This window comes from Niallia tiangongensis, assembly GCF_044704065.1.
GTDB lineage: Bacteria > Bacillota > Bacilli > Bacillales > Cytobacillaceae > Niallia > Niallia tiangongensis.
In genome coordinates this window covers 295354-316191 of record NZ_CP162613.1, presented here as the reverse complement: position 1 = coordinate 316191, position 20838 = coordinate 295354, and the positions used below count along the sequence as shown (strand labels likewise).

The following is a 20838-nucleotide window of genomic DNA, read 5'->3' as shown; positions in this document are numbered from 1 at the left end:
ACGTTACATTTGAGGTGATCTTATTGAATACATTTCTACATTCTGTTGAAAAAGAGCAACAAAAACGCATCCAAGAGCTTGTCAAACTACAGCAGCCTGACGGTTCTTTTCATTTTCGGTTTCAAGGAAGCTTAATGACCGATGCTTTTTATATCATCACCATTCGGGCATTAAACATTCACACAGAGGAAGAACACATCCATTTTTTAGCAAAGACATTGCGTGCTACCCAGTATAAGGAAGGCTATTGGAAGGCATATAGCGATGAACCAAACGGCCATCTGTCTGCAACCATTATTGCTTACACCGCTCTATTATATTCTGGCCTTTATTCGAAGGAAGACAACCAAATGAAGAAGGCAAAAGCATTTATTTTAAAAAATGGCGGCCTGGCGAAGGCTCATTTTATGATAAAATGGATGCTTTCGGTAAATGGTCTTTTTCCATGGTCCCATATGATATACATTCCGATGACTTTTTTACTATTGCCAACCTTTCAGCCTATTAATTTCTATCAATTTAGTGCCTATGCTCGGATTCACTTCATTCCGATGTTAATAGCAGCTAATAAAAAATTCACTATCCAAACAAAAAACAAGCCACAGTTAGATGACCTATTTGCAAGAGATATATCCCTTTATCCATTCTATACTCACCTAGAAGACGAGCGATCTCCCCTTTCATTCCTTTGGAAAGAAATGAAACGAATTGGAAAGTTTCCAGCCTATCTTCATCACTTAGGCTTTCAATATGCAGAAAAATATATGCTGGATCGATTAGAAGAGGATGGAACACTCTACAGTTATGCAAGCGCAACTTTCTTTATGATTTATGCTTTGCTTGCCCTTGGCTATAAAAAGAATTCCCCTGTTATTCAAAAAGCAATAGCTGGTCTCACATCCCTTATCGATAAAAAGGGCGAGCAAAGTCACCTAGAGAATTCCACCAGTACGGTTTGGGACACAGGATTAATTAGCTATACTTTACAGCAAGCTGGTATATCTACTGATTCTATTCCAATAAAAAAAGCAACCAATTATTTGCTAGCAAAACAACATACAAAAAAAGGGGATTGGCAGGTTCATAACCCGAATACGGAACCAGGAGGATGGGGCTTTTCTGATATTAACACGAATAACCCAGACAATGATGATACATCGGCCGTTCTACGGGCCTTAACCGCTACAGCCTCAACAAACAAGACTGTTCATCACGCTTGGCAAAAAGGCACAAACTATTTATTATCCATGCAAAATAAAGATGGAGGTTGGGGAGCCTTCGAAAAGAATACCGATTGGGAAATTCTCAAAATGGTGCCGATCGACAATGCAAAGGATGCTGCCGTGGATCCTTCTACTGCTGATTTAACTGGAAGAGTACTAGAATACTTAGGAAACTTTGCCCATCTAAACTACACACACCCTCATGTAAAGCTGGCCGTCAGTTGGTTAATTGATAATCAGGAAAAGACCGGCTCTTGGTATGGCAGATGGGGTGTTTGCTATATTTACGGTACTTGGGCAGCAATAACGGGGTTAACAGCAGTTGGTATTAAAGAAAATCACCCAGCAATCAAGAAAGCAATTGCTTGGCTGAAAAAAATCCAACACTCAGATGGTGGGTGGGGAGAGTCGTGCAGGAGCTGTGAAATCTCAACCTATGTTCCTCTACCATTTAGCACGGAATCTCAAACTGCTTGGGCTGTTGATGCCTTAATTGCGGCTGGGGAAAGGGAAAGCACAGAAGTGAAAAGGGGGATCAGTTATTTATTGGAAGAAAAGAAAGAAGAACGGGCCCTTACTTATCCTACAGGTATTGGTTTACCAAAACAATTCTACATTTATTATCATAGCTATAATAAGATTTTTCCTTTATTGGCTCTTTCCCATTATATAAACAATGTAGTAAACAAAGAGGCAAATGTTTGATCAAAGAATCTAGAATGTTTTTTCCGAAGTTATCTTGTAGTTCGTTTAAACTTCGGAAAAACACTTTTTCCCTATTTCGTTCGAATATTCTCATTATGATTCTTTCTCAAAAGAAGGAAAAACATAATTAAACCAATCGTAACAGAAATATGCCCTAATCCGGCAATTCCAGAGATGGCAGAATCTAAACCGCTGGATAAATCAAATTCAAGCACTTGAAGTGTTCCTCTAATAACCATTAACGCAATCGTTGATAGAACACCAATATTATAAAAATAAAAGAATACGTCAAAATTTTTGAGTGTATGTATTTTCATCGTATAACAGAATAAATAGACGATTAGCATGATCATCATTCCTAAAGCAAATGAGTGAGTATGAACAACAGAGAGCTGCGTTTCCCCTGCGAAATCTCTCATTTTCGTAAACTCTCTATAGTAAACACCACTAACTAAACCTAAAATTGCATAAAAGAAGGCTATATTTAATACTTTCTTCATCTCTCTACTTCCTTTCAAACCTAATAATCACTACCTATCATTCTAACAAAATCCCAATCGTGATACTATGACAGTTTTGTGGCTAAAATATCCTATTTATCGAGCTTTCCTCCTTTGCTAAATATAGGCAAATGTCACTTGAAATTCCCATTCAAAAGTGCTATCCTATACAAAACATTCCAATTTATAGAAATCGATGAAGAGAAAAAGTACGTTTTGTGTCCCTTTTAGCGAGCTGGGTATGGTGAAAGCCAGTAAGGTAAACGAAACAGAAAAATCATCTCTGAGATGCAAGGCTGAACAATTAGTAAGTCTTGACGGATTTCCACCGTTAAAAGGAACACGTATGTTAGTACGTTGACTAAGCGCTGTTTGCTTTTTGCCAAACAGAATTTGGGTGGTAACGCGGGTTATGAATAATACACTCGTCCCTTACTTAAGGGACGGGTGTTTTTTTATTTCCTAAAAATATCTTTCTATACTGGAATGTTTACTTATTAAATGGAGGGATATTCATGGAAAATCAAAGAGAATCAGACAGAGATCGAGAAAAAAGAATACTTGATTTTTGGGAAAAGGAACAGATTTTTCAACAATCCATCGAACAGCGCAAAAACAATGATTCTTTTGTATTTTACGAAGGACCACCAACCGCCAACGGTCTTCCACACGTCGGTCATGCGCTTGGCAGAACCATCAAAGATATTATCGCCCGATTTCAAACAATGAACGGTAAAAAAGTCATTCGTAAAGCCGGCTGGGATACACACGGACTCCCTGTTGAATTAGGGGTCGAAAAAGCACTCGGTATTTCTGGAAAACAAGAAATCGAAAAGTACGGCATCATTCCATTTATTGAACAATGTAAAGAAAGTGTATTTTCCTATGAAAAACAATGGCGAACCTTTACGAAAGAATTAGGATATTGGGTTGATATGGATCAGCCATACATGACCATGAGTAATGAATATATCGAATCGGTTTGGAATATTCTTGGCACTATTCATGATAAAGGCTGGTTATATAAAGGGCATCGCGTCTCTCCATACTGCCCAAGCTGCCAAACTTCCTTGAGCTCCCATGAGGTAGCCCAAGGCTATAAAGATGTAAAGGATTTGAGCGCAACGGTTAAATTTAAGCTCGCCACAAAAGAAAACGAATATGTACTCGGTTGGACAACGACTCCTTGGACATTGCCAGCAAATGTCGCCTTAGCGGTTCACAAAGATTTAGACTACGTTAGGGTAAAAGTAGGGGAAGAAATATTCATCGTTGCAAAAGATAGATTACAGCCGGTAATTGGATTAGAAGGGGAAGTCCTCGAAACTTTGAAGGGTTCAGCATTAGTTGGGCTTTCCTATACAGCACCTTTTTCATACGTTCATGTAGAACAAGGGCATACCATTCATCATGGCGATTTCGTCACAAACGATAGCGGAACAGGAATTGTCCATATCGCTCCGGCGTACGGAGAAGATGACTATCGTCTTGTGCAAACAAACAATCTTTCTTTTGTCCATGTAGTGGATGAAAGGGGAAGATATAAGGAAAGCATTACACCATTAGCCGGTTCCTTTGTAAAAGACGGGAAGGTTGATGTAGAGATAATCAAGCTGCTCCATCAAAAAGGATTGTTATTTCATAAAGAGAAATTTGAACATTCTTACCCGCATTGTTGGCGCTGCGACACACCGCTTTTGTATTATGCTACAGAAAGCTGGTTTATTAAAACAACTGCAGCAAAAGAAATGCTGATTGCTAAAAATCAAGAAGTAACTTGGTACCCTGAGCATATAAAGGATGGTCGCTTTGGAAACTTCCTTGATGGTTTAGTCGATTGGAATATTAGCCGTAACCGATATTGGGGAACTCCATTAAATGTTTGGCAATGTACTTCCTGTCACATGGAGCTTGCTCCAAAAAGTATGGCTGAAGTAAAACAATATAGCAAAGCTCCCTTTGATGATTTAGAATTGCACAAACCATATGTAGATGAGGTTGTCTTTACCTGTCCATCCTGCAGTGGAGATATGTACCGGACACCAGAGGTAATTGATGTATGGTTCGATAGTGGCTCCATGCCCTTTGCTCAATATCATACCCCATTTGAAAATAGCGAATTGTTTCAACAACAGTTTCCAGCAGATGTCGTAGTAGAAGGGATTGATCAAACAAGAGGATGGTTTTATTCCCTTTTAGCAGTTTCCGTCCTTTATTCGGGAGAAGCTCCGTATAAAAATGTCCTTGCTACAGGGCATGTATTAGATAAACATGGACAAAAAATGTCCAAAAGCAAGGGCAATGCGCTAAATCCAGTCGAACTTATCCAAACATATGGTGCGGATGCCCTGCGATGGGCGCTTGTGGCAGATAGCGCCCCATGGAACCAAAAGAGGTTCTCGGAAAAAAATGTCCAAGAGGCAAAATCAAAAATCATTGATACATTCCTAAGTTTATTTCATTTCTACTCTTTATACGCTGAAATAGATCACTTTGACCCTAATTTACCAAGGATCCAGATTCAGACGATTCCTATTATGGATCGGTGGATTCTCTCTCGATTAGCAACAACAACACTGATTGCACATACCGAGATGGAGCAATATCAAGTTACCAACGCAGCCAGAAAAATCGGCGAATTAATGGATGATGTAAGCAATTGGTATATTCGCAGAAATCGAGAACGCTTTTGGACAGAAGGAATGTCAGAAGACAAAGTTTCTGCCTTTCAAACGCTTTATACCGTATTAATTCACTTATCACAATTGCTAGCTCCCTTTATTCCTTTCACTTCTGAAAGTATTCATCTTGCCTTAACAGGGAAAAGCGTTCATTTAACTAATTTCCCTGCTAGCATTTCAGGGTTGATGGATAAGCGTTTAGAGGAGCAAATGGAAAAAGTTAAAGAGCTGGTTGAACTAGGGAGAAGCCTACGCCACCGATATCAAATAAAAACAAAACAACCGTTAGCAACTTTACTGATTGTTTCGGCAAACACTACCGAGGATATCGAGTTTTTACAGTTTGAACCGATTATAAAAGATGAACTGAATGTGAAACACATTAACTGGGTAGATTCTGCAGATGATTACGTTCAATATTCCTTAAAGCTTGACTTTAAAAAAGCAGGACCGAAGCTAGGAAAAAACGTAAAGAGTGCAAAAGATACATTACAGAATGCTACAGAAGAACAGATAAATTTCTTTATAAATAAAGGATATTTATCTGTTAAACTAGAAAGTAAAGAAAGCATTACCTTAACAGATGAAGAAATAATACTTCAAAGAAAGACGAATTTGCCCGGTTATGAAGAGGCCTCTAATAAACATTTCACCGTGATGCTCGACACTACCATTTCAGAAGCATTAAAAAAGGAGGGCAACATTCGGGAACTCATTCGGTCTATTCAGGATTTGCGGAAAGAAAGAAATCTGCCCATTGATAAAAAAATCGATTTATTTATTGATGGTTCTACAACGTTTATCAAAACGATGATGGAATATGATTTTCTTATCCATAAAGGAGTTATTATCCATCAGCTTTTCTTTAAAAGAATAAAGAATATGAAAGAAATTCAAATAGACGGTGAAATTGTATACATTGGCTTGAAATAACCATATCAAGGCTGTCTCAAAGCTAGGTAAAACCTACTTGAGACACCTTTTTTCTTTTCTTTTAGTAGTTTTTCTAAAAGAAATTAGCTGTTAGCTGTTCTATTTTTTCCATATTAGATTATACTATTGGGCAGGGGTGAAAAAAATGTACAAACTATTATCGCATAATGACCTTGATGGGGTCGGCTGCGGCATTATTGCAAAACTTGCTTTCGGCGAAGACGTAGAAGTTCGTTATAATTCCGTTTCCTTTCTGAATCAAGAAGTAGAAAAGTTCTTAGATCAAAAAATAGAAGATACCTTTCTCTTTATTACCGATCTTTCTGTCAATGAAGAAAATACGATTCGACTAGATGACTATTATAAAAAGGGCGGGAAAGTACAGCTTATCGACCATCATAAGACAGCTCTTCATTTAAATGATTTTGAATGGGGATATGTATCTGTTCAAGATGAAGAAGGAACGTTAACTAGTGCCACTTCTTTATTATATGAATACCTTGTCAAAAATGAATACATGGCTCCCACTCCAGCAGTTGCAGAATTTGTTGAGTTAGTAAGACAATATGACACATGGGATTGGGAAAAGAACAATAATCTAGCAGCACAACGTTTAAATGCACTTTTTTATCTTATTTCTTTTGACGAATTTGTTGAAAAAATGGTAACACGCTTAAAGGCAAATGAGCATTTCTTTTTTGATGAGCTAGAAGTACAAATACTAGACATGGAAGAAAAGAAAATTGAGCGTTACATTCGCCGCAAAAGAAGGGAACTTGTCCAAAAAGAGATTGACGGTTTATATGCTGGCGTGGTTTATGCCGAACAATACCATTCTGAATTAGGGAATGAGCTTGGAAAGGAATATCCTCATTTAGATTACATAGCAATTGTTAATATTGGCGGGAAAAAACTTGGTTTCCGTACGATTCACGATCATGTAGATGTATCAAAAGTAGCAGGCACCTATGGAGGTGGCGGTCATGTAAAGGCATCTGGCTGCAACTTAACCGATAAGGCCTACCAAAATTACTGCTTAGATACTTTTGCATTAGAACCACTACGTGAAGATCCGAAAAAGAATGAATACAATAAGAAGGATTCTCCACTTGGTACTCTGTTTGAAAACAAGCAGGACGAAGTGTTCTTCCTTTATCAAGTGAGTAAAAACCAGTGGGCAATTAACCATAAAAAAACAAAGCTCCAACAAACATTCTCCACTTTCTTGCAAGGAGAAATCTTCCTACGCAGAAACTATGGAGTATGGCTGGCAAGAGACGATAAATATATTCGTTACGTGATGGATTTTGTAAAACATAAATAATAGGTAAAGAGGTTGGGACATAAGCATTTCAACTAACAATATGCACGAACATTTGTACAATTAATACTCATAAATAATCGTTTTTATCGTTTTAGAAAAAGGTTTAAAAACGAAGTGAAATGGAGCGGAGGAGGCTCAGCTTCCTCCCCTGCGCATCGTGCGTCTGTAGCGCAATGGAACGACTTCGTTTTTACACTTGACTATATTTAAAAACATAAATAACCATCATGAGAAGCTTTATTTAAGAGCTAAATTAGAGATTGTTCGTCTTTAAAGATTAGTTATTTCGTTTTGGCCCAGCCTCCTGTTAATTAAATTTCTCAAGTCCATTTAGCAACTACTCCTGGCATCCAGGGGCTAATCCTAAACGGCTGCCCTCTGCTTTCCTTCTTAAAAATCAATCATTGCTCCTCTTTCATCAAAAACGGAGCTCGGATTCCAAGCTACTTCCCAAAGATTATTTTCTGGATCTGCGAAATAAGAGGTTCTGCCGCCCCAGAAGGCGTCACTTGGCTCTCTGAGAATTTTTCCGCCTGCCACTTTCACCTTTTCCATAACACTATCTACTTCTTCAGGTGCATTTACATTGATCGCAAAGGTAACCCCTCTAAAGCCTTCCATCGGATTTTGAAGCTCTATCCCAGCATCCTTCGCTAATTCCTCTAGAGGAAACAATGTTAAGAAAACGCCAGCGGTCTTAAAGACAGCATAATCGTCTGAGCTAGCTTCCGTTTCCTCCCATCCCAGAAGTTGATAAAACTTACGCAATTCTGGTAATCTCATAGCCCCTAATGTAAGTAATGAAACCCTTTGTAGAACCATACAAATCCCCACCTTCTTACTCTTTATACTTATTAATTCGATGGTTACGCAATATTTCCTTGTAAAAATATTGCTCTAAAATAAAAAAAGGCTACTTATTACTCAACAGAACGGAAATTCTCCGACAAAAAAAGAAAAATAGAAGAACTGCTAGCTAAGCTAAGCAAATCCCTATTTTCCTTCCGATATTTCAAAGTATACAGAGAATTTCGTCCCCTTCTCGCTTGTCTGAACATTCATTCTTGCCATATGACGTTCCGCTATTCGATAACACACTGCAAGTCCCAGTCCTGTACCATTGTCCTTCGTTGTAAAAAAAGGTGTACCTAGCTTCTTTAATATTTCCTCATCTATACCATTTCCGCTATCGATGATTTCCAACACAAGATGCTTTTCTTTGCAGAATGTTCTTATTGTAAGAATTCCTTCTGCCTCCATTGCCTCTAATCCGTTTAAAGCCAGATTAAGTAAAAGCTGCCTTATCTCTTTTTCATCCAAATAGAGTTCAGGACAATCTTCCAATTGAAGATTTACTTTTTTCCCGGTTAATAAAGCCTCTGCATTAATTAATGGATAAATAATTTCAATAATTCTATTCAACGAATGCCTTCTCTTATCGCTCGTCTTATTTTTAGCTAACGTAAGAAATTCCTTAATAATCTTATTCGCCCGATCCAATTCATCAATCATTAAATCCATATGCTCCAATGATAGGTTGGACGGATTAGATTTTCCAATTTGCAGGAATCCATGGACGGTTGTCATCGGATTTCTAATTTCATGTGCGATTCCAGCGGCCATTTCTCCAACTAGATTTAATTGATCTAATCTCGCCATTTCTTTTTCAAAAGCCACTCTCTCTGTTATATCATTTAATAAAATCAACATACAATTTTTATTCTTAATTGTTATAATTTCAGTGGATAATAACCCTTGCTTCTGTTCCCCATTTTTTATCGTGAAAAAGACTCTTTGATTTTTTAAAGGGACCTGCCAGTCTTCTTCATAAAAGTTCTCTTCTATACCATTTACATCTTTGAAAATCTCCCAATGATAGCCGTCTTCCTTTAGCTCCTCGATCGAATATCCTGTGCTTTTCACCCAATTTTTATTAACAGCAATAAAAGTTGGATCTTGCAGGGAACGAATTGCCATCAAGCATGGGCTTGCTTCAAATATTTGCCGAAACCGTCCTTCTGAAAGCATTAGGTCATCTGTTACCTTTGATTTTTCTTCTCTTTCTCTATGTAGCTTATGATTCATTGATAGTAGCTCTAGCGTTCTTTCTTCCACGACATGTTCTAGTTGGTCGACTTGTTGCTTTCTTAAGAGCTCTACCTCTTTTCTTTCGGAAATATCTCGAATCGTACAAACAAATAGTTGGTAATCCTCAACCATTGCGTCCCCAATGTATATATCAACAGGGAAAACAATATTATTCTTTCGTTTAGCTTTTGCTTCTATCATTCTACCAATAAAATTAGGAACTAACATATTAAAGGTAATAGGCGTCTCTAAAGAAACTTCCGATTCAATCGAATGTAAAAGCACTTCAATAGAAGAACCTAGTAAATCTTCTTCTACATAGCCAAACATTCTTCTTACACTTGGATTTACGCTAATAATGGTTCCTTCTTCATCAAAAGTGACAATCGTATCCTGCAATGCTTTTTGTAAGATAGAAGAGAATACTGCATTTTTAGTCAAACCCATTTTGGTTATTCTAAGTTCCTTATTCATTTTTTCCAATTCAGACGTTGTTTGCCAATTCATCTCATGAAGGCTTTTCGTATGACTTTCATAGATTTGCACAAACTGGGCTACTTTGCTTTTCAAGGCTTCTGGATTAAATGGCTTTACAATATAATCAATTGCACCTACTTGATATCCTTGCATAATATGTTGAATATCTTGGCTGATAGCGGTAATGAAAATAATAGGAATATGACGTGACTTTTTTCGCTCTTTAATCAATTTTGCTGTTTCAAATCCATTCAGCCCTGGCATTTGGACATCAAGCAAAATAACAGCAAAATCATATGTCAAAATGAATTTCAATGCTTCTTCCCCTGATTTAGCAAAAACTAACTGATAACGAGGATTATTTAACACTGCTTCTAACGCCAACAGGTTTTCTTGTAAATCATCTACCATTAAAATATAGATTGGTTCCGATACTGAAGAAGTTAGATTTTTCTTTTGTTCTATAGATTGAGCCGAATACTGCATAATTATATGGTGCCTCCTATCTATTAACAATCCATTTACCAACGTTACTTAAATACCAGTATCGTCCTTCTATTCTTTATAAAGCCAAACTTGAATAAGCGAATATAATTGTTCTAAATTAACTGGTTTACTAATGTAATCAGATGCACCTGCTTCTATACATTGTTCTCGATTATGTTTCATCGCTTTTGCAGTTAATGCAATAATGGGCAATGTTTTAAAATCCTCCTTTTCCCTTATGATGGAAATAGCTTCTAAGCCACTCATTTCTGGCATCATAATATCCATTAACACAAGATCAACGTCCGGATTTGCTTCTAAAAGACTTATGCCATCCCTGCCATTTTCCGCAAAAAGTATCTCAATATTGTACTCTTCCAATGCTGCATGGATGGAAAAAATATTCCGGATATCATCATCTATAATCAGTACCTTTTTTCCCGTCAAATTAGCATTCTCATTAGATTGAATTGTCTCTTTTACTTCCTCAGTGGCTGATGCAGCCTGTCGGAAACTCTCTTCCTTCCGTAATCTCTCATTGGCTAATACAGTATCTTTATGCTTCTGTCCCTTAATAGGCAAATAGATAGAAAAAGAACTTCCCATTCCTTCAATACTAGTTGCCTCTAGTCTCCCTCCAAGCAAGTGAGAAATTTCCTTACAGATTGATAAACCGAGACCTGTTCCCCCGTATCTTCTGCTGATTGTTCCATCCGCTTGTTTAAAAGGCTCAAAAATAATCTTCATTTTGTCCTCTGGGATACCAATCCCTGTATCCTTCACGGTGAAGGATAGTACAGCATCATTAGCTATAGTCAACTTGGAAGACTCCTCCATTCGAACAGACAATTCCACTCTTCCCCTTTCCGTAAATTTAAAGGCATTTGACAATAAATTTTTTAATACCTGATTTAACCGATGTGCATCTGTTTCAATAAAAGCAGGAACCTCTTTCTCAATTTTTATGAGAAAATCGAGTTTTTTCTGATTGGCAATAGGAGAAAATTGGTTTTTCAAACAATTTTGAATCTCCTCCATCATCACTGGCTCCTCTATTATTTCCATCATACCAGTCTCAATTTTTTCCAAATCTAATATTTCATTAATTAACCTTAATAATTCATTGCCCGAGTAATAAATTGTTTGCAAGTATTGGATTTGTTTTGCATTTAAATTTTCATTCTCTTTTTCCACTAACATTTGTGATAAAATTAGCATGCTATTTAAAGGAGTTCTAAGTTCATGAGACATATTTGCCAAAAACTCAGATTTATATTGGGAACTATAGACTAACTGTTTCGCTTTTTCCTCTAATTCCTTCCCTATATTTTCAAGTTCCGCATTTTTCTCCTCTGAAACTCGATATTGTGCCTGTAGCTCCTCGTTAATTGCCATTAACTCCTGCTGCTGAGCCTGCAACTCTTCTGATTGACTTTGTAGCTCCTCTGTTAAACGTTGCTCATCCTCCAATAATCGCTTTACTTCCAGTCGATTGAAAATCCCGTGAATGGATATACCTAAATATTCCACCACCTCTTTAAGTAAGCTTTGTTGAACAGGTCTAAAATATTGTAGGGAGGCAAGTTCCACAATGGCTAATACTTTCCCTTCATAGGAAATAGGATAAATAAGAACTTGTTTTGGTTCCGCCTCTCCTGAACCAGATTTAATCTTTATGTATTCTTTAGGAATGTCTATAAGACTGATACTTTTATTTTCCTTCGCAGCTTGTCCTACTAACCCTTCTCCAAGCTGAATAATAGACGACCTTCCTTGATGATGGAAAGCATATTGAGCTATTTCCTCTAGATAGCACGACTGTCCCTGTTTATTTACTAAATAAAAAATGCCATATTGAGCTCCTACTGCTGGTGTAATCTGACTAATAAAATAATCTGCAAGCGACTCCATTGTTTCTGCCATCGAAAAACTAGTTGTAATTTCTGCCAAACGTGAATCAAGCCAGCTTTTTTCTTCTGCTTTTGCCCTGCTTTCCATTTCATCACGAGAATACTTTTCCAAAGTCGTTACCATTTCATTAAAAGCATGCGCAATTGCTCCTATTTCATCCTTTGAATCAATTTCTAGTCGGGGAAATTTTATTCCCTTTTTATAAGAGACACCAGACATGACAGTAGTAACTTTATTTAAGTTTCTTGTTAATCCTCTTATTAAATAAAGGGCAATGGCAATGCTGCAGACAACTCCGACAATTATATAAATATATGTCATCAATACAACAATATCGTAGGTTTTCTTTGAACTTACTAGATTATCTTGCATTTCTTTTAGCTGTATAGAATAAAGGGAGCTAGCAATTTTTAATAGACTATTTTTTTCATCATTTTCTCTGGTCCAAAAATTCGAATCCATTTTTTTGTCTTCTGCTTCCACTATTTGCTGACCCTTTTCTTCAAAGGCATCATAAATTGTCGAAAACTGTAATAATAATTCCTGCGTTTCTTCTCTTTTGTCTTTATCCGTTAAGAAATTATACGCTTTATTTATTTCCTTTCGTGTTTCTTCCATATGACTAATTGTTATACCATTTAAATCTTTAGAAGATTGCGAGGACAATTCATAGATCTCTCTACTTAAGTTATTAATTTCATTTTTTAAAATATAAGCAGCATTTATTCTTTCTGTTTTGTCATTAACAAGTACATGCATGTTGTCATTTTGCTGCCGAAGCATACCCATAAGTACAATAATTAGGATGGTAATTAAAACAAAGATAATTCCTAAACCAAAATAAAGCTTTGTACTAAATCTCATGTATCCTCCTATCAATCTACCAATTTAAAAGGAAAGGCATGTTTAAACTGGTTGCGATTTATTTAAAAGTTATGAAAATAATACCATTATACAAAAATTATATGTTAAACATGACAAGGATACAATATGATAATTGGATGAAACTTGAAGCCAATATGAGAACAAACAAATGTTAGGAGCGAAGTAAAGTCTACTTCCTAGTAAGGGGATAGTAGTTCAAACATTATAACTGCAGTCCAAAAGGAAGCATACATAAAAGCCCCTAAACCATTTCATTTGTTTTAGAGGTTTAAGAGCTTTTCATAATAAATATGTCGTAATTCACCTGAATCTTTATAGGCATTATCTAATATTTCATCTAAGATAGCATGGGATACTTCAGAAGGAAGTGATTTTTGCTTTAAAAGGTTTCGAACTTCGTATAAAAAGTCCATATACGCAATATAGTTATCGTCATATGTCTGCTGCCATTCTTCTTTCATCCTCTTAGCCAGTTTTGGACTTGCTCCATTCGTAGAAACACTTAAATGTAGCCGTCCTTTTTTAAAGCTAGCTGGGATTTGACAATTTCCCTTTTCATAGGCAGAAGCATCATTTACTAAGCTAATTGATTTAAGCCTTTGCGTGATACGACGATTTTCTTGCAGATCATTGGTTGCAGCAACGGTTAGAAAAGCATGGGAAAAATCTTCTTCAGCTGCTTTTCTTCGAATCAGCTTTATTTTCTCATCCTTTGAAAGTTCTTCTATTTCGGTGCATGCTTTAGGACTGATTACTGTTACATTCGCTTCTTCCTCTAAAAGCATCATTACCTTTCGATAGGCAATCTTGCCGCCACCAACTACCACACAATGTTTATCTTTTATATCAACTAGTAATGAGAGCATATTCATTACCTACCATCATTTCATCTATTCTCTCTTTTAATATCCCTGCTATTAATGGATCATAGCCTAGATAAGGAGCGAGGTCGTATTCTTTATCGCTACTTTTTATTTTATTTATTGTTTTTTCCATCGACTTCATTAAAATTCCGGTAAACAGAAGATATGGAATTACTAATACATGGCGATAGATAGACAGCTCTGCCATTTGAAGCGCTTCTTCAAAGCTAGGCTGTGCAGCAGTTAAATAGCAATCCTGTACAACAATTCTGTCTACTTGCTTTTCGATTAGGGAAGCGATTTTGCAAAGATCCCGTTTTACATCTGGATCACTGCTGCCACGTCCAACAAGAATAACAAGTACTTTCTCCTTTGTTTTCTTATATAGTGATGTACTTTTAATTTTATCTGCAACAATATCAACCATTTGAGGATGAACACCAATTGGTTTGCCATATTTTATTTGAACATGGGGATATTCTGTCGAAAGCTTTTCTAATACTTCCGGAATATCTTTTTTAGCATGAGCTGCCGTGAGAAGCAAAACAGGTATGATATGAACAATAGTGGCACCTTTTTCTATACAATTTCGAAACCCCTCTTCTATGGAAGGATCCGACAATTCTAAAAAGGAATATTCTTGTATCCCTTTAAATCCATTGCTCTCCATGCACTTCTTCACAAAGGAGATAGCCTGTGCGCTGGCTTCCTTCACCCTGCTTCCATGACAGATGAATAATACTGCTTCCATTATAAAACCACCTCTTTTGGCATGGTTTCTCCAAAGCTTTCTTCAAACCATTGGATTTTCTCTCGCATTTTTACTACCTCTCCAATTACAATCATACATGGATTTTCAATTTTTCCTTTTTTCGCATCTTCTATCACATGCTGTAAATCCGTTATAATCGTCTTTTGATTAAAAGTTGTTCCCCAATTTATTAAGGCAACTGGGGTAGTGCTATTTTTTCCAAAAGAGAGCAGCTTCGACTGAATATATGGAAGATTTTTTACTCCCATATAGATAGCAAGGGTATCAATTTGCGAAAGTGCTTCCCATTTAATATGGTCTTCCTCCCCATTTTTCATATGCCCGGTTACAAAGGCAAAGGAGGATCCATAATCACGGTGCGTCACCGGGATACCAGCATAGCTTGGGGCAGCAATGCCTGCTGTAATTCCTGGCACAATTTCAAAGGGAATCTGATTTTTTGCTAATTCTTCCGCTTCTTCTCCTCCCCTTCCAAATACAAATGGATCACCACCCTTTAGCCTTGTCACTGTCTTTCCTTTTTTGGCATGCTTAACTAGCGTTTGATTGATCAGTTCCTGCTTCATGGCGTGGTGATGGGGAAGCTTGCCACAATAAATCAATTCGGCCTTGGGCTTGGCGTATTCTAATAACTCACGATTTACTAAGCGATCGTATAAGATAACATCTGCATTTTTGATACATTTTAGTCCTTTTACCGTTATTAAATCTGGATCTCCTGGTCCTGCACCAACTAGATATACTTTCCCCATTTTATCCACCCTTCTCGTTGTTTCTCTTAGGTTAATTAAAAGAGGGGAAAGGAAATACCGATGAACGGATAGTAATTCCACAGACCACGCCCAGGTTTCTCCTTTTCCCTACATTAAGAGATGTAATATTCTTTTTCTTTTAAATATTGTACGATTTGTTCCACACACTCATCAATAGAATATTTTTCTGTGTCCACTACTATTTCTGGATGGAGCGGCTCCTCATATGGGGAACTAATCCCCGTAAAATCTTTAATGATCCCTTTTCTTGCCTTCTCGTACAAGCCTTTCGGATCCCTTGCTTCACAAGCCTCTATGGAACACTTTATATATACTTCAATAAACTCGTTTTCTTCTAATAAAGCTCTTACCCTATCACGATCTTCTCGAAATGGAGAAATAAAGGCAGTTAGTACTACATGCCCACTATCTACAAAAAGTTTACTTACTTCACCAATTCTTCTGATGTTTTCTTTTCGATCCTCATCAGAAAATCCTAAGTCTTTATTAATTCCGAAACGAATATTATCTCCATCTAGGACATAGCTATTTGTCTGATCGTCAAATAATTTTTTGGCGACAGCATTTGCAACCGTTGATTTTCCAGAGCCAGATAACCCTGTAAACCATAGGACATAGCTATGATGCTTATTCTTTTCTCTTCTATCCTTTTTTGTTACAGCATGATCATGCCATGTGATATTTGTACTTTGGCTCAAAACTTCTCGCTCCTTTAAGAATGGATTTCTTGTTTTTGTAATCCTTTGATTAACACTTCCACTACTTCTTTACGGCTAAATGTACTTGGTGGAATTTCTCCATTTCTTAAAAGCTCACGAACCTTTGTGCCAGATAAAATCTCATGATGCTCGCTGCCGTGTGGGCAAGTCTTTGTAGAAGCCATGTTTTCACATTTCTTACAATAGAAACTATGTTCAAAGAATAAAAGATTAATGCCTAGCTCATCTTGGGTAAATTGATCAAAGATTTTTTGTGCATCATAGGTTCCATAGTAACTTCCAACTCCAGCATGATCACGACCTACGATAAAATGAGTACAGCCATAATTTTTTCTTACCATCGCATGGAATATCGCTTCTCTTGGGCCTGCATAGCGCATTGCAGCTGGGAATACAGCTAGAAAAACCCGATCTTCTGGATAGTAATTTTTCAATAGCACTTGGTAGCTTTCCATACGAACATCTGCTGGAATATCATCAGACTTTGTTTCTCCTACCAATGGGTTTAAAAATAGACCATCAACAATTTCAAGCGCTGATTTTTGGATATATTCATGGGCACGATGAACTGGATTTCTTGTTTGGAATCCTACTACTGTTTTCCAACCCTTTTCCGCAAACACTGCTCTTGTTTCTGCTGGTTCCAAGTAAAAACTACTAAAATCTGTTTTTTCTACTTTCTTTACTAGTTTAATTGGTCCGCCTAGATAAATATTTCCTCGGTCAAACATTTTCTTCACACCAGGATGTGCTAAATCATCTGTACGATAAACAGACACTGCCTCTTTATCTTTGTCTGGAATGTAAATGTCCTCTACTGTAAGTACACCATAGACTTCTCCTTGATGTACTAGTTTTACTGTATCGTGAAGTTCAATCGTTTCTGATTGTTCCTTTGAAATAGGTAATGTAATAGGAATACTCCACACTTCTCCAGTAGATAAGTGCATATTTTCTACAACTGTTTCATAATCTTTTTGTGATAGAAATCCTGTTAGCGGGCTATATGCTCCGTTTCCAATCAGCTCCAGATCACTAAGTGCAATAGTGTCAATTTCTAGTTCTACCTTTAGTTCAGATACATCAAATTTAGGATCGTATAAATTAATTAATTTTCCACCATGTGGTTGACTCAATGACATTTTTTAGCACACCTTTCTTTTTTTGCTGTTTATAGTAAAAATAATCATATTTGATTATCGAGAGTAAACCTTTAATAAGACATTTTTGCTATTACGGAGTTCGTAATATTAAATCCCGCCGCCGTCTTCATAAATGGTGCTGTTATCTTCTCGAATGGTTTTCATTAAGCTTATAATTCCAAGTGTAGCAATACATACACTGAGAATAATAAGCACATTATAGATATCTGCTTCTATAAATAATTGAACTAGACTATAAGAAATAACTAATGATAAGACTGGCGAAACAATCCATACCTTAAATATTCTGAGCACCAATTTCTTTTTCAACATTCCAAATCCATTCTTCGATACACCTATTCCTATAATTGCAGAACTTGTAACCTGTGTTAACGGCACTGGCATTCCGAATATAGAAGCAATCATTACTAATGTTGCACCTGTTCCTGAAATTAGTCCTCCCTCAAGCTTGCTAAATTGGACAATTTTCTTTCCATTCGTCTGCAGTACTCTTCCGCCTAACAAAAAGGCTCCAATTGCAATAAAAAACCCACCAACAATTACTCCCGTCTGCATAGATATCATGTCAGCACCTACTAATGGTCCAATAGAGTTTGCGACATTGTTCATCCCTGCAGAGAAAGCTTCAAAGCATCCAACAATAATGACAAAAATAGATAAATATTTTTCATTGCCTGGATTTCGAATCCATTCATTTTGACTTTCTAGCTTTCTTATATATTTCCCAGCTCCTAAAGCAATTAAAAAAGAAACGATTGGAACAAGAATCCAAAAGAAGACAATCCACAATATATTCGCAATATATAAGCTTTTAAAAGCTACACCTACTCCTACTACACTACCAACTGTAATTTCACTTGTTGATAGGGGAATCCCCATTATATTAGCAATAAATAAGGAGAGCGCAGCGGAAGATAAAATGATTAAGACGATTTTGGCATCAAGGATATTACTTGGAATTAACCCTTCTCCAACTGTTTTTACTACTTCACTTCCTCCAATAACTGCCCCTAAAAAGATTGCAACTGCACATATAAGCAAAGCTACTCTCTTTTTGGGAATAGCGCCTGATCCATATGCAACACCAAGACTTGCTGCTGCACCACTAGCGCCAATGTTCATTGCAAAAAACAATGACATAATACCTGCTAAAATAACGATCATACCCCTGTACCTCTACTCATTATTGTAAGTGTAACCCGCATTCTGTTTTTCCTTTTCCTGTCCATCTTCCAGAACGTAAATCATCCATATTAATGGCTGGCTGTGTACATGTTCTACAGCCAATGCTAGGATAGCCTTTATCATGAAGAATATTGTAATCTAACGAATTCTTATGGGCGTATCTCCAAACATCCTTCCATGTCCAATGAATAAGTGGACAAACTTTAATCGACTTAAATTTATTATCCTTATTAAGGTATTGTGTGTTTTTTCTTGTTTCGGATTGTTCTCTTCTAAGTCCAGATATCCAAGCAATCGGCTCAGATAGCACTTCATTTAAAGGAATAACCTTCCGAATTTCACAGCATTTATTTGGATTGGATAACCAAAGCTCCTCTCCATATTGAGCAGCTTGTTCTTCCAATGTAATAGCTGGTTTTTTCATTTCTATTTGCAAATCTGGATACCGCTTTTTCACTTTTTCTATTAATTCATAGGTTTCATCAAAATGTACATCTGTGTCTAAAAAGACAATATGAGCATCTTTTTTTATTTTCGAGATTAAATCGATTAGCACAATTCCTTCAATTCCAAAGCTACAAGCATAGACAATATCATCTTTGTACGTATCATAGGCCCACTTTAAAACCTCTAAAGCTCCCTTTGTCTCCGTTTCACTAGAAAAGTCAACAGGAGGATACGTATCAATTGTTTCATAGGTTAATAACTCACTCATAAACAAACCTCCAATACCATAATGGAATGTAGATTATATGCCATTTTATATAAAAAGGCAGCTTTAACCCACTTCCTTAGTTAAAGTTGCCTCTAGTTTATCTAGTCAGCTTCTTTATAATCCGCCATTATCAGAATGCTCCTTACTGGATGCTTCCTGTTATTTTCCTAAGCGTATTTTTTCATTTTTCTCAATTTGGATGATTCTTCCATCTTGCACCACTAAAGTGACAGATCCATATTTCATTGTTCGAAGAATTTCTTCTAATTGAGCTTTCACTTTGTCCAGCTGATTTGTTTCCCCCACCAACAAATCCCTCCTTAAAAAAGGTGAACCTTTTGTAAATCCATAAATAGCGCATGCTAGATATTTCTAGAATCACATAAACGCTTTCCAGATGACTTTATAAAAATATTTATGTTCCGTAAACGAAACGCCTTAAAGATAAAAAAATCCTTCCATTTGGAAAGATATCAGGTAATTATTCCTTACCTTATCTTTCAAAATGGCAATCCATTTTGTTGGATTTAGCACCTTGCGTTTTAGTAGGTTGCCGGACATCTTTGGGCCAATTCCCTCAGTCTCTCTTGATAAGCATCGTTATTTTCTAAATTTTATCATAATTGCTATTATTGTCAATAAGTTTTTCTAGTTGTTTAGTCGGAATTACAAGTTTATTCCCCACCTTTTTAGGAGGAATACTCCTTCTTTATGTATATAAAAATTATTTCACTTTGTGCATGGACCAATATTAAAAATAATTCCTTTTTTTCAAAAAAAAATAGCCGATTAGCAATCCGCTATTTTTCGATACCTTATCTTTTTCTTATTTTTAGTAACGGCTTTGCAATAATCGGTGTAATGATACCAGAAAATATTGCTTCTGGAATTCCATTTGTTCCTACTATAGCTAATATTGCTGGAAGCAAATCCTCTACATTTACTCCAATTGCATTTGCATACGGCTCTCGCACAAATAAATAGACAAAGCCCATAACAAGAATCGTATTAGTTAAAGATCCGACAACACCAGAAATGCTCATTGCTAGCGTCTCATTCATTCTACCCTTCAATACCTTATAGAATAAAAGTCCTGCCACTACTCCAATCATTATTCTTGGAAAAACAGATATTAATGGATTGGTAAAAATAATCGGAGCTAGAATGCTTGTTGGATAGATGAAAGCGCGAATGAAGGTTATTAATCCCCAGACTCCCCCTATTATCGCACCATCTAATGTCCCTAATACAATAGCGGCTATAATTACCGTAACCTGAATAATAGTTAAACTGAGTGGGCCAATCGGAATATATCCTAATAGTGGAACAAAAGTTTGAATAATAATAATTGCGGTAAGTAGCCCTAGTAGAACCAAGCGAGTTGTTTTGTTTCTTTTCTTCATAGGCAAGTAGTTCTCCTTATTCTAGAAAAAGC

Annotated in this window: 16 protein-coding genes, 1 riboswitch and 1 other annotated feature; of the genes, 3 read left to right on the top strand and 13 right to left on the bottom strand. The window is 36.6% G+C overall.

The window, feature by feature from the left end; all coding sequences use genetic code 11:
• The first annotated feature begins 23 nt into the window (after positions 1-23).
• Positions 24-1928 (top strand): squalene--hopene cyclase, encoded by a 1905-nt coding sequence (gene shc, locus AB3U99_RS01645; protein WP_400245057.1) that lies wholly within the window; start codon positions 24-26, stop codon positions 1926-1928.
• Positions 1929-1999: 71 nt separating this feature from the next.
• On the opposite strand, the gene AB3U99_RS01640 is transcribed toward shc, so the two are convergent.
• Positions 2000-2428, bottom strand: a complete 429-nt coding sequence (locus AB3U99_RS01640; RefSeq protein ID WP_400245056.1) for a DUF2871 domain-containing protein — start codon at positions 2426-2428, stop codon at positions 2000-2002.
• A 187-nt stretch (positions 2429-2615) separates the two neighbouring features.
• Positions 2616-2864: a binding site (T-box leader), on the top strand.
• A 79-nt stretch (positions 2865-2943) separates the two neighbouring features.
• Between AB3U99_RS01640 and ileS the strand changes: the two genes are divergently transcribed.
• Positions 2944-6042 carry an isoleucine--tRNA ligase gene (gene ileS, locus AB3U99_RS01635; RefSeq protein ID WP_400245055.1) on the top strand — a complete coding sequence of 1033 codons (3099 nt, stop codon included), beginning with the start codon at positions 2944-2946 and terminating at the stop codon, positions 6040-6042.
• Positions 6043-6187: 145 nt separating this feature from the next.
• A complete protein-coding gene (locus tag AB3U99_RS01630) occupies positions 6188-7366 on the top strand; it encodes a DHH family phosphoesterase (RefSeq protein ID WP_400245054.1) in 1179 nt (392 codons plus the stop codon).
• 390 nt (positions 7367-7756) lie between these two features.
• Here the strand turns inward: AB3U99_RS01630 and AB3U99_RS01625 are convergent, their stop codons facing one another.
• The 12 genes from AB3U99_RS01625 to AB3U99_RS01570 all read right to left on the bottom strand — a co-directional run bounded on the left by AB3U99_RS01625 (position 7757) and on the right by AB3U99_RS01570 (position 20806).
• Positions 7757-8188: a VOC family protein gene (locus AB3U99_RS01625; protein WP_400245053.1), complete on the bottom strand. Its 432-nt coding sequence runs from the start codon at positions 8186-8188 to the stop codon at positions 7757-7759.
• 171 nt (positions 8189-8359) lie between these two features.
• The gene (locus tag AB3U99_RS01620; RefSeq protein ID WP_400245052.1) at positions 8360-10417 is read right to left on the bottom strand and encodes a PAS domain S-box protein; all 2058 of its coding nucleotides are present in this window, start codon (positions 10415-10417) and stop codon (positions 8360-8362) included.
• Between the two features lie 69 nt (positions 10418-10486).
• Positions 10487-13192: an ATP-binding protein gene (locus tag AB3U99_RS01615; RefSeq protein ID WP_400245051.1), complete on the bottom strand. Its 2706-nt coding sequence runs from the start codon at positions 13190-13192 to the stop codon at positions 10487-10489.
• A 281-nt stretch (positions 13193-13473) separates the two neighbouring features.
• Positions 13474-14085, bottom strand: a complete 612-nt coding sequence (locus AB3U99_RS01610) for a bifunctional precorrin-2 dehydrogenase/sirohydrochlorin ferrochelatase (protein WP_400245050.1) — start codon at positions 14083-14085, stop codon at positions 13474-13476.
• On the bottom strand, positions 14060-14827 hold the full coding sequence (locus tag AB3U99_RS01605; RefSeq protein ID WP_400245049.1) for a sirohydrochlorin chelatase: 768 nt from the start codon (positions 14825-14827) through the stop codon (positions 14060-14062). The genes AB3U99_RS01610 and AB3U99_RS01605 overlap by 26 nt, the downstream gene beginning before the upstream one ends.
• A complete protein-coding gene (gene cobA, locus AB3U99_RS01600) occupies positions 14827-15600 on the bottom strand; it encodes a uroporphyrinogen-III C-methyltransferase (protein ID WP_400245048.1) in 774 nt (257 codons plus the stop codon). Before cobA ends, AB3U99_RS01605 begins: the two co-directional genes overlap by 1 nt.
• 113 nt (positions 15601-15713) lie before the next feature.
• A complete protein-coding gene (gene cysC, locus AB3U99_RS01595; RefSeq protein ID WP_400245047.1) occupies positions 15714-16319 on the bottom strand; it encodes an adenylyl-sulfate kinase in 606 nt (201 codons plus the stop codon).
• 14 nt (positions 16320-16333) lie between these two features.
• Complete coding sequence (sat, locus tag AB3U99_RS01590; RefSeq protein WP_400245046.1) at positions 16334-17482, bottom strand: sulfate adenylyltransferase; 1149 nt, start codon at positions 17480-17482, stop codon at positions 16334-16336.
• Between the two features lie 108 nt (positions 17483-17590).
• Entirely contained in the window at positions 17591-18667 is a 1077-nt protein-coding gene (locus tag AB3U99_RS01585; RefSeq protein WP_400245045.1) for an anion permease, read from the bottom strand.
• 19 nt (positions 18668-18686) lie between these two features.
• Positions 18687-19403, bottom strand: a complete 717-nt coding sequence (locus AB3U99_RS01580) for a phosphoadenylyl-sulfate reductase (RefSeq protein WP_400245044.1) — start codon at positions 19401-19403, stop codon at positions 18687-18689.
• Positions 19404-19562: 159 nt separating this feature from the next.
• Positions 19563-19682, bottom strand: a complete 120-nt coding sequence (locus AB3U99_RS01575) for a YezD family protein (RefSeq protein WP_400247929.1) — start codon at positions 19680-19682, stop codon at positions 19563-19565.
• Between the two features lie 211 nt (positions 19683-19893).
• A riboswitch (SAM riboswitch) is annotated at positions 19894-20000 on the bottom strand.
• Positions 20001-20218: 218 nt separating this feature from the next.
• Positions 20219-20806, bottom strand: coding sequence for an ECF transporter S component (locus AB3U99_RS01570; RefSeq protein ID WP_400245043.1), 588 nt, complete (start codon positions 20804-20806; stop codon positions 20219-20221).
• Positions 20807-20838: the final 32 nt, after the last annotated feature.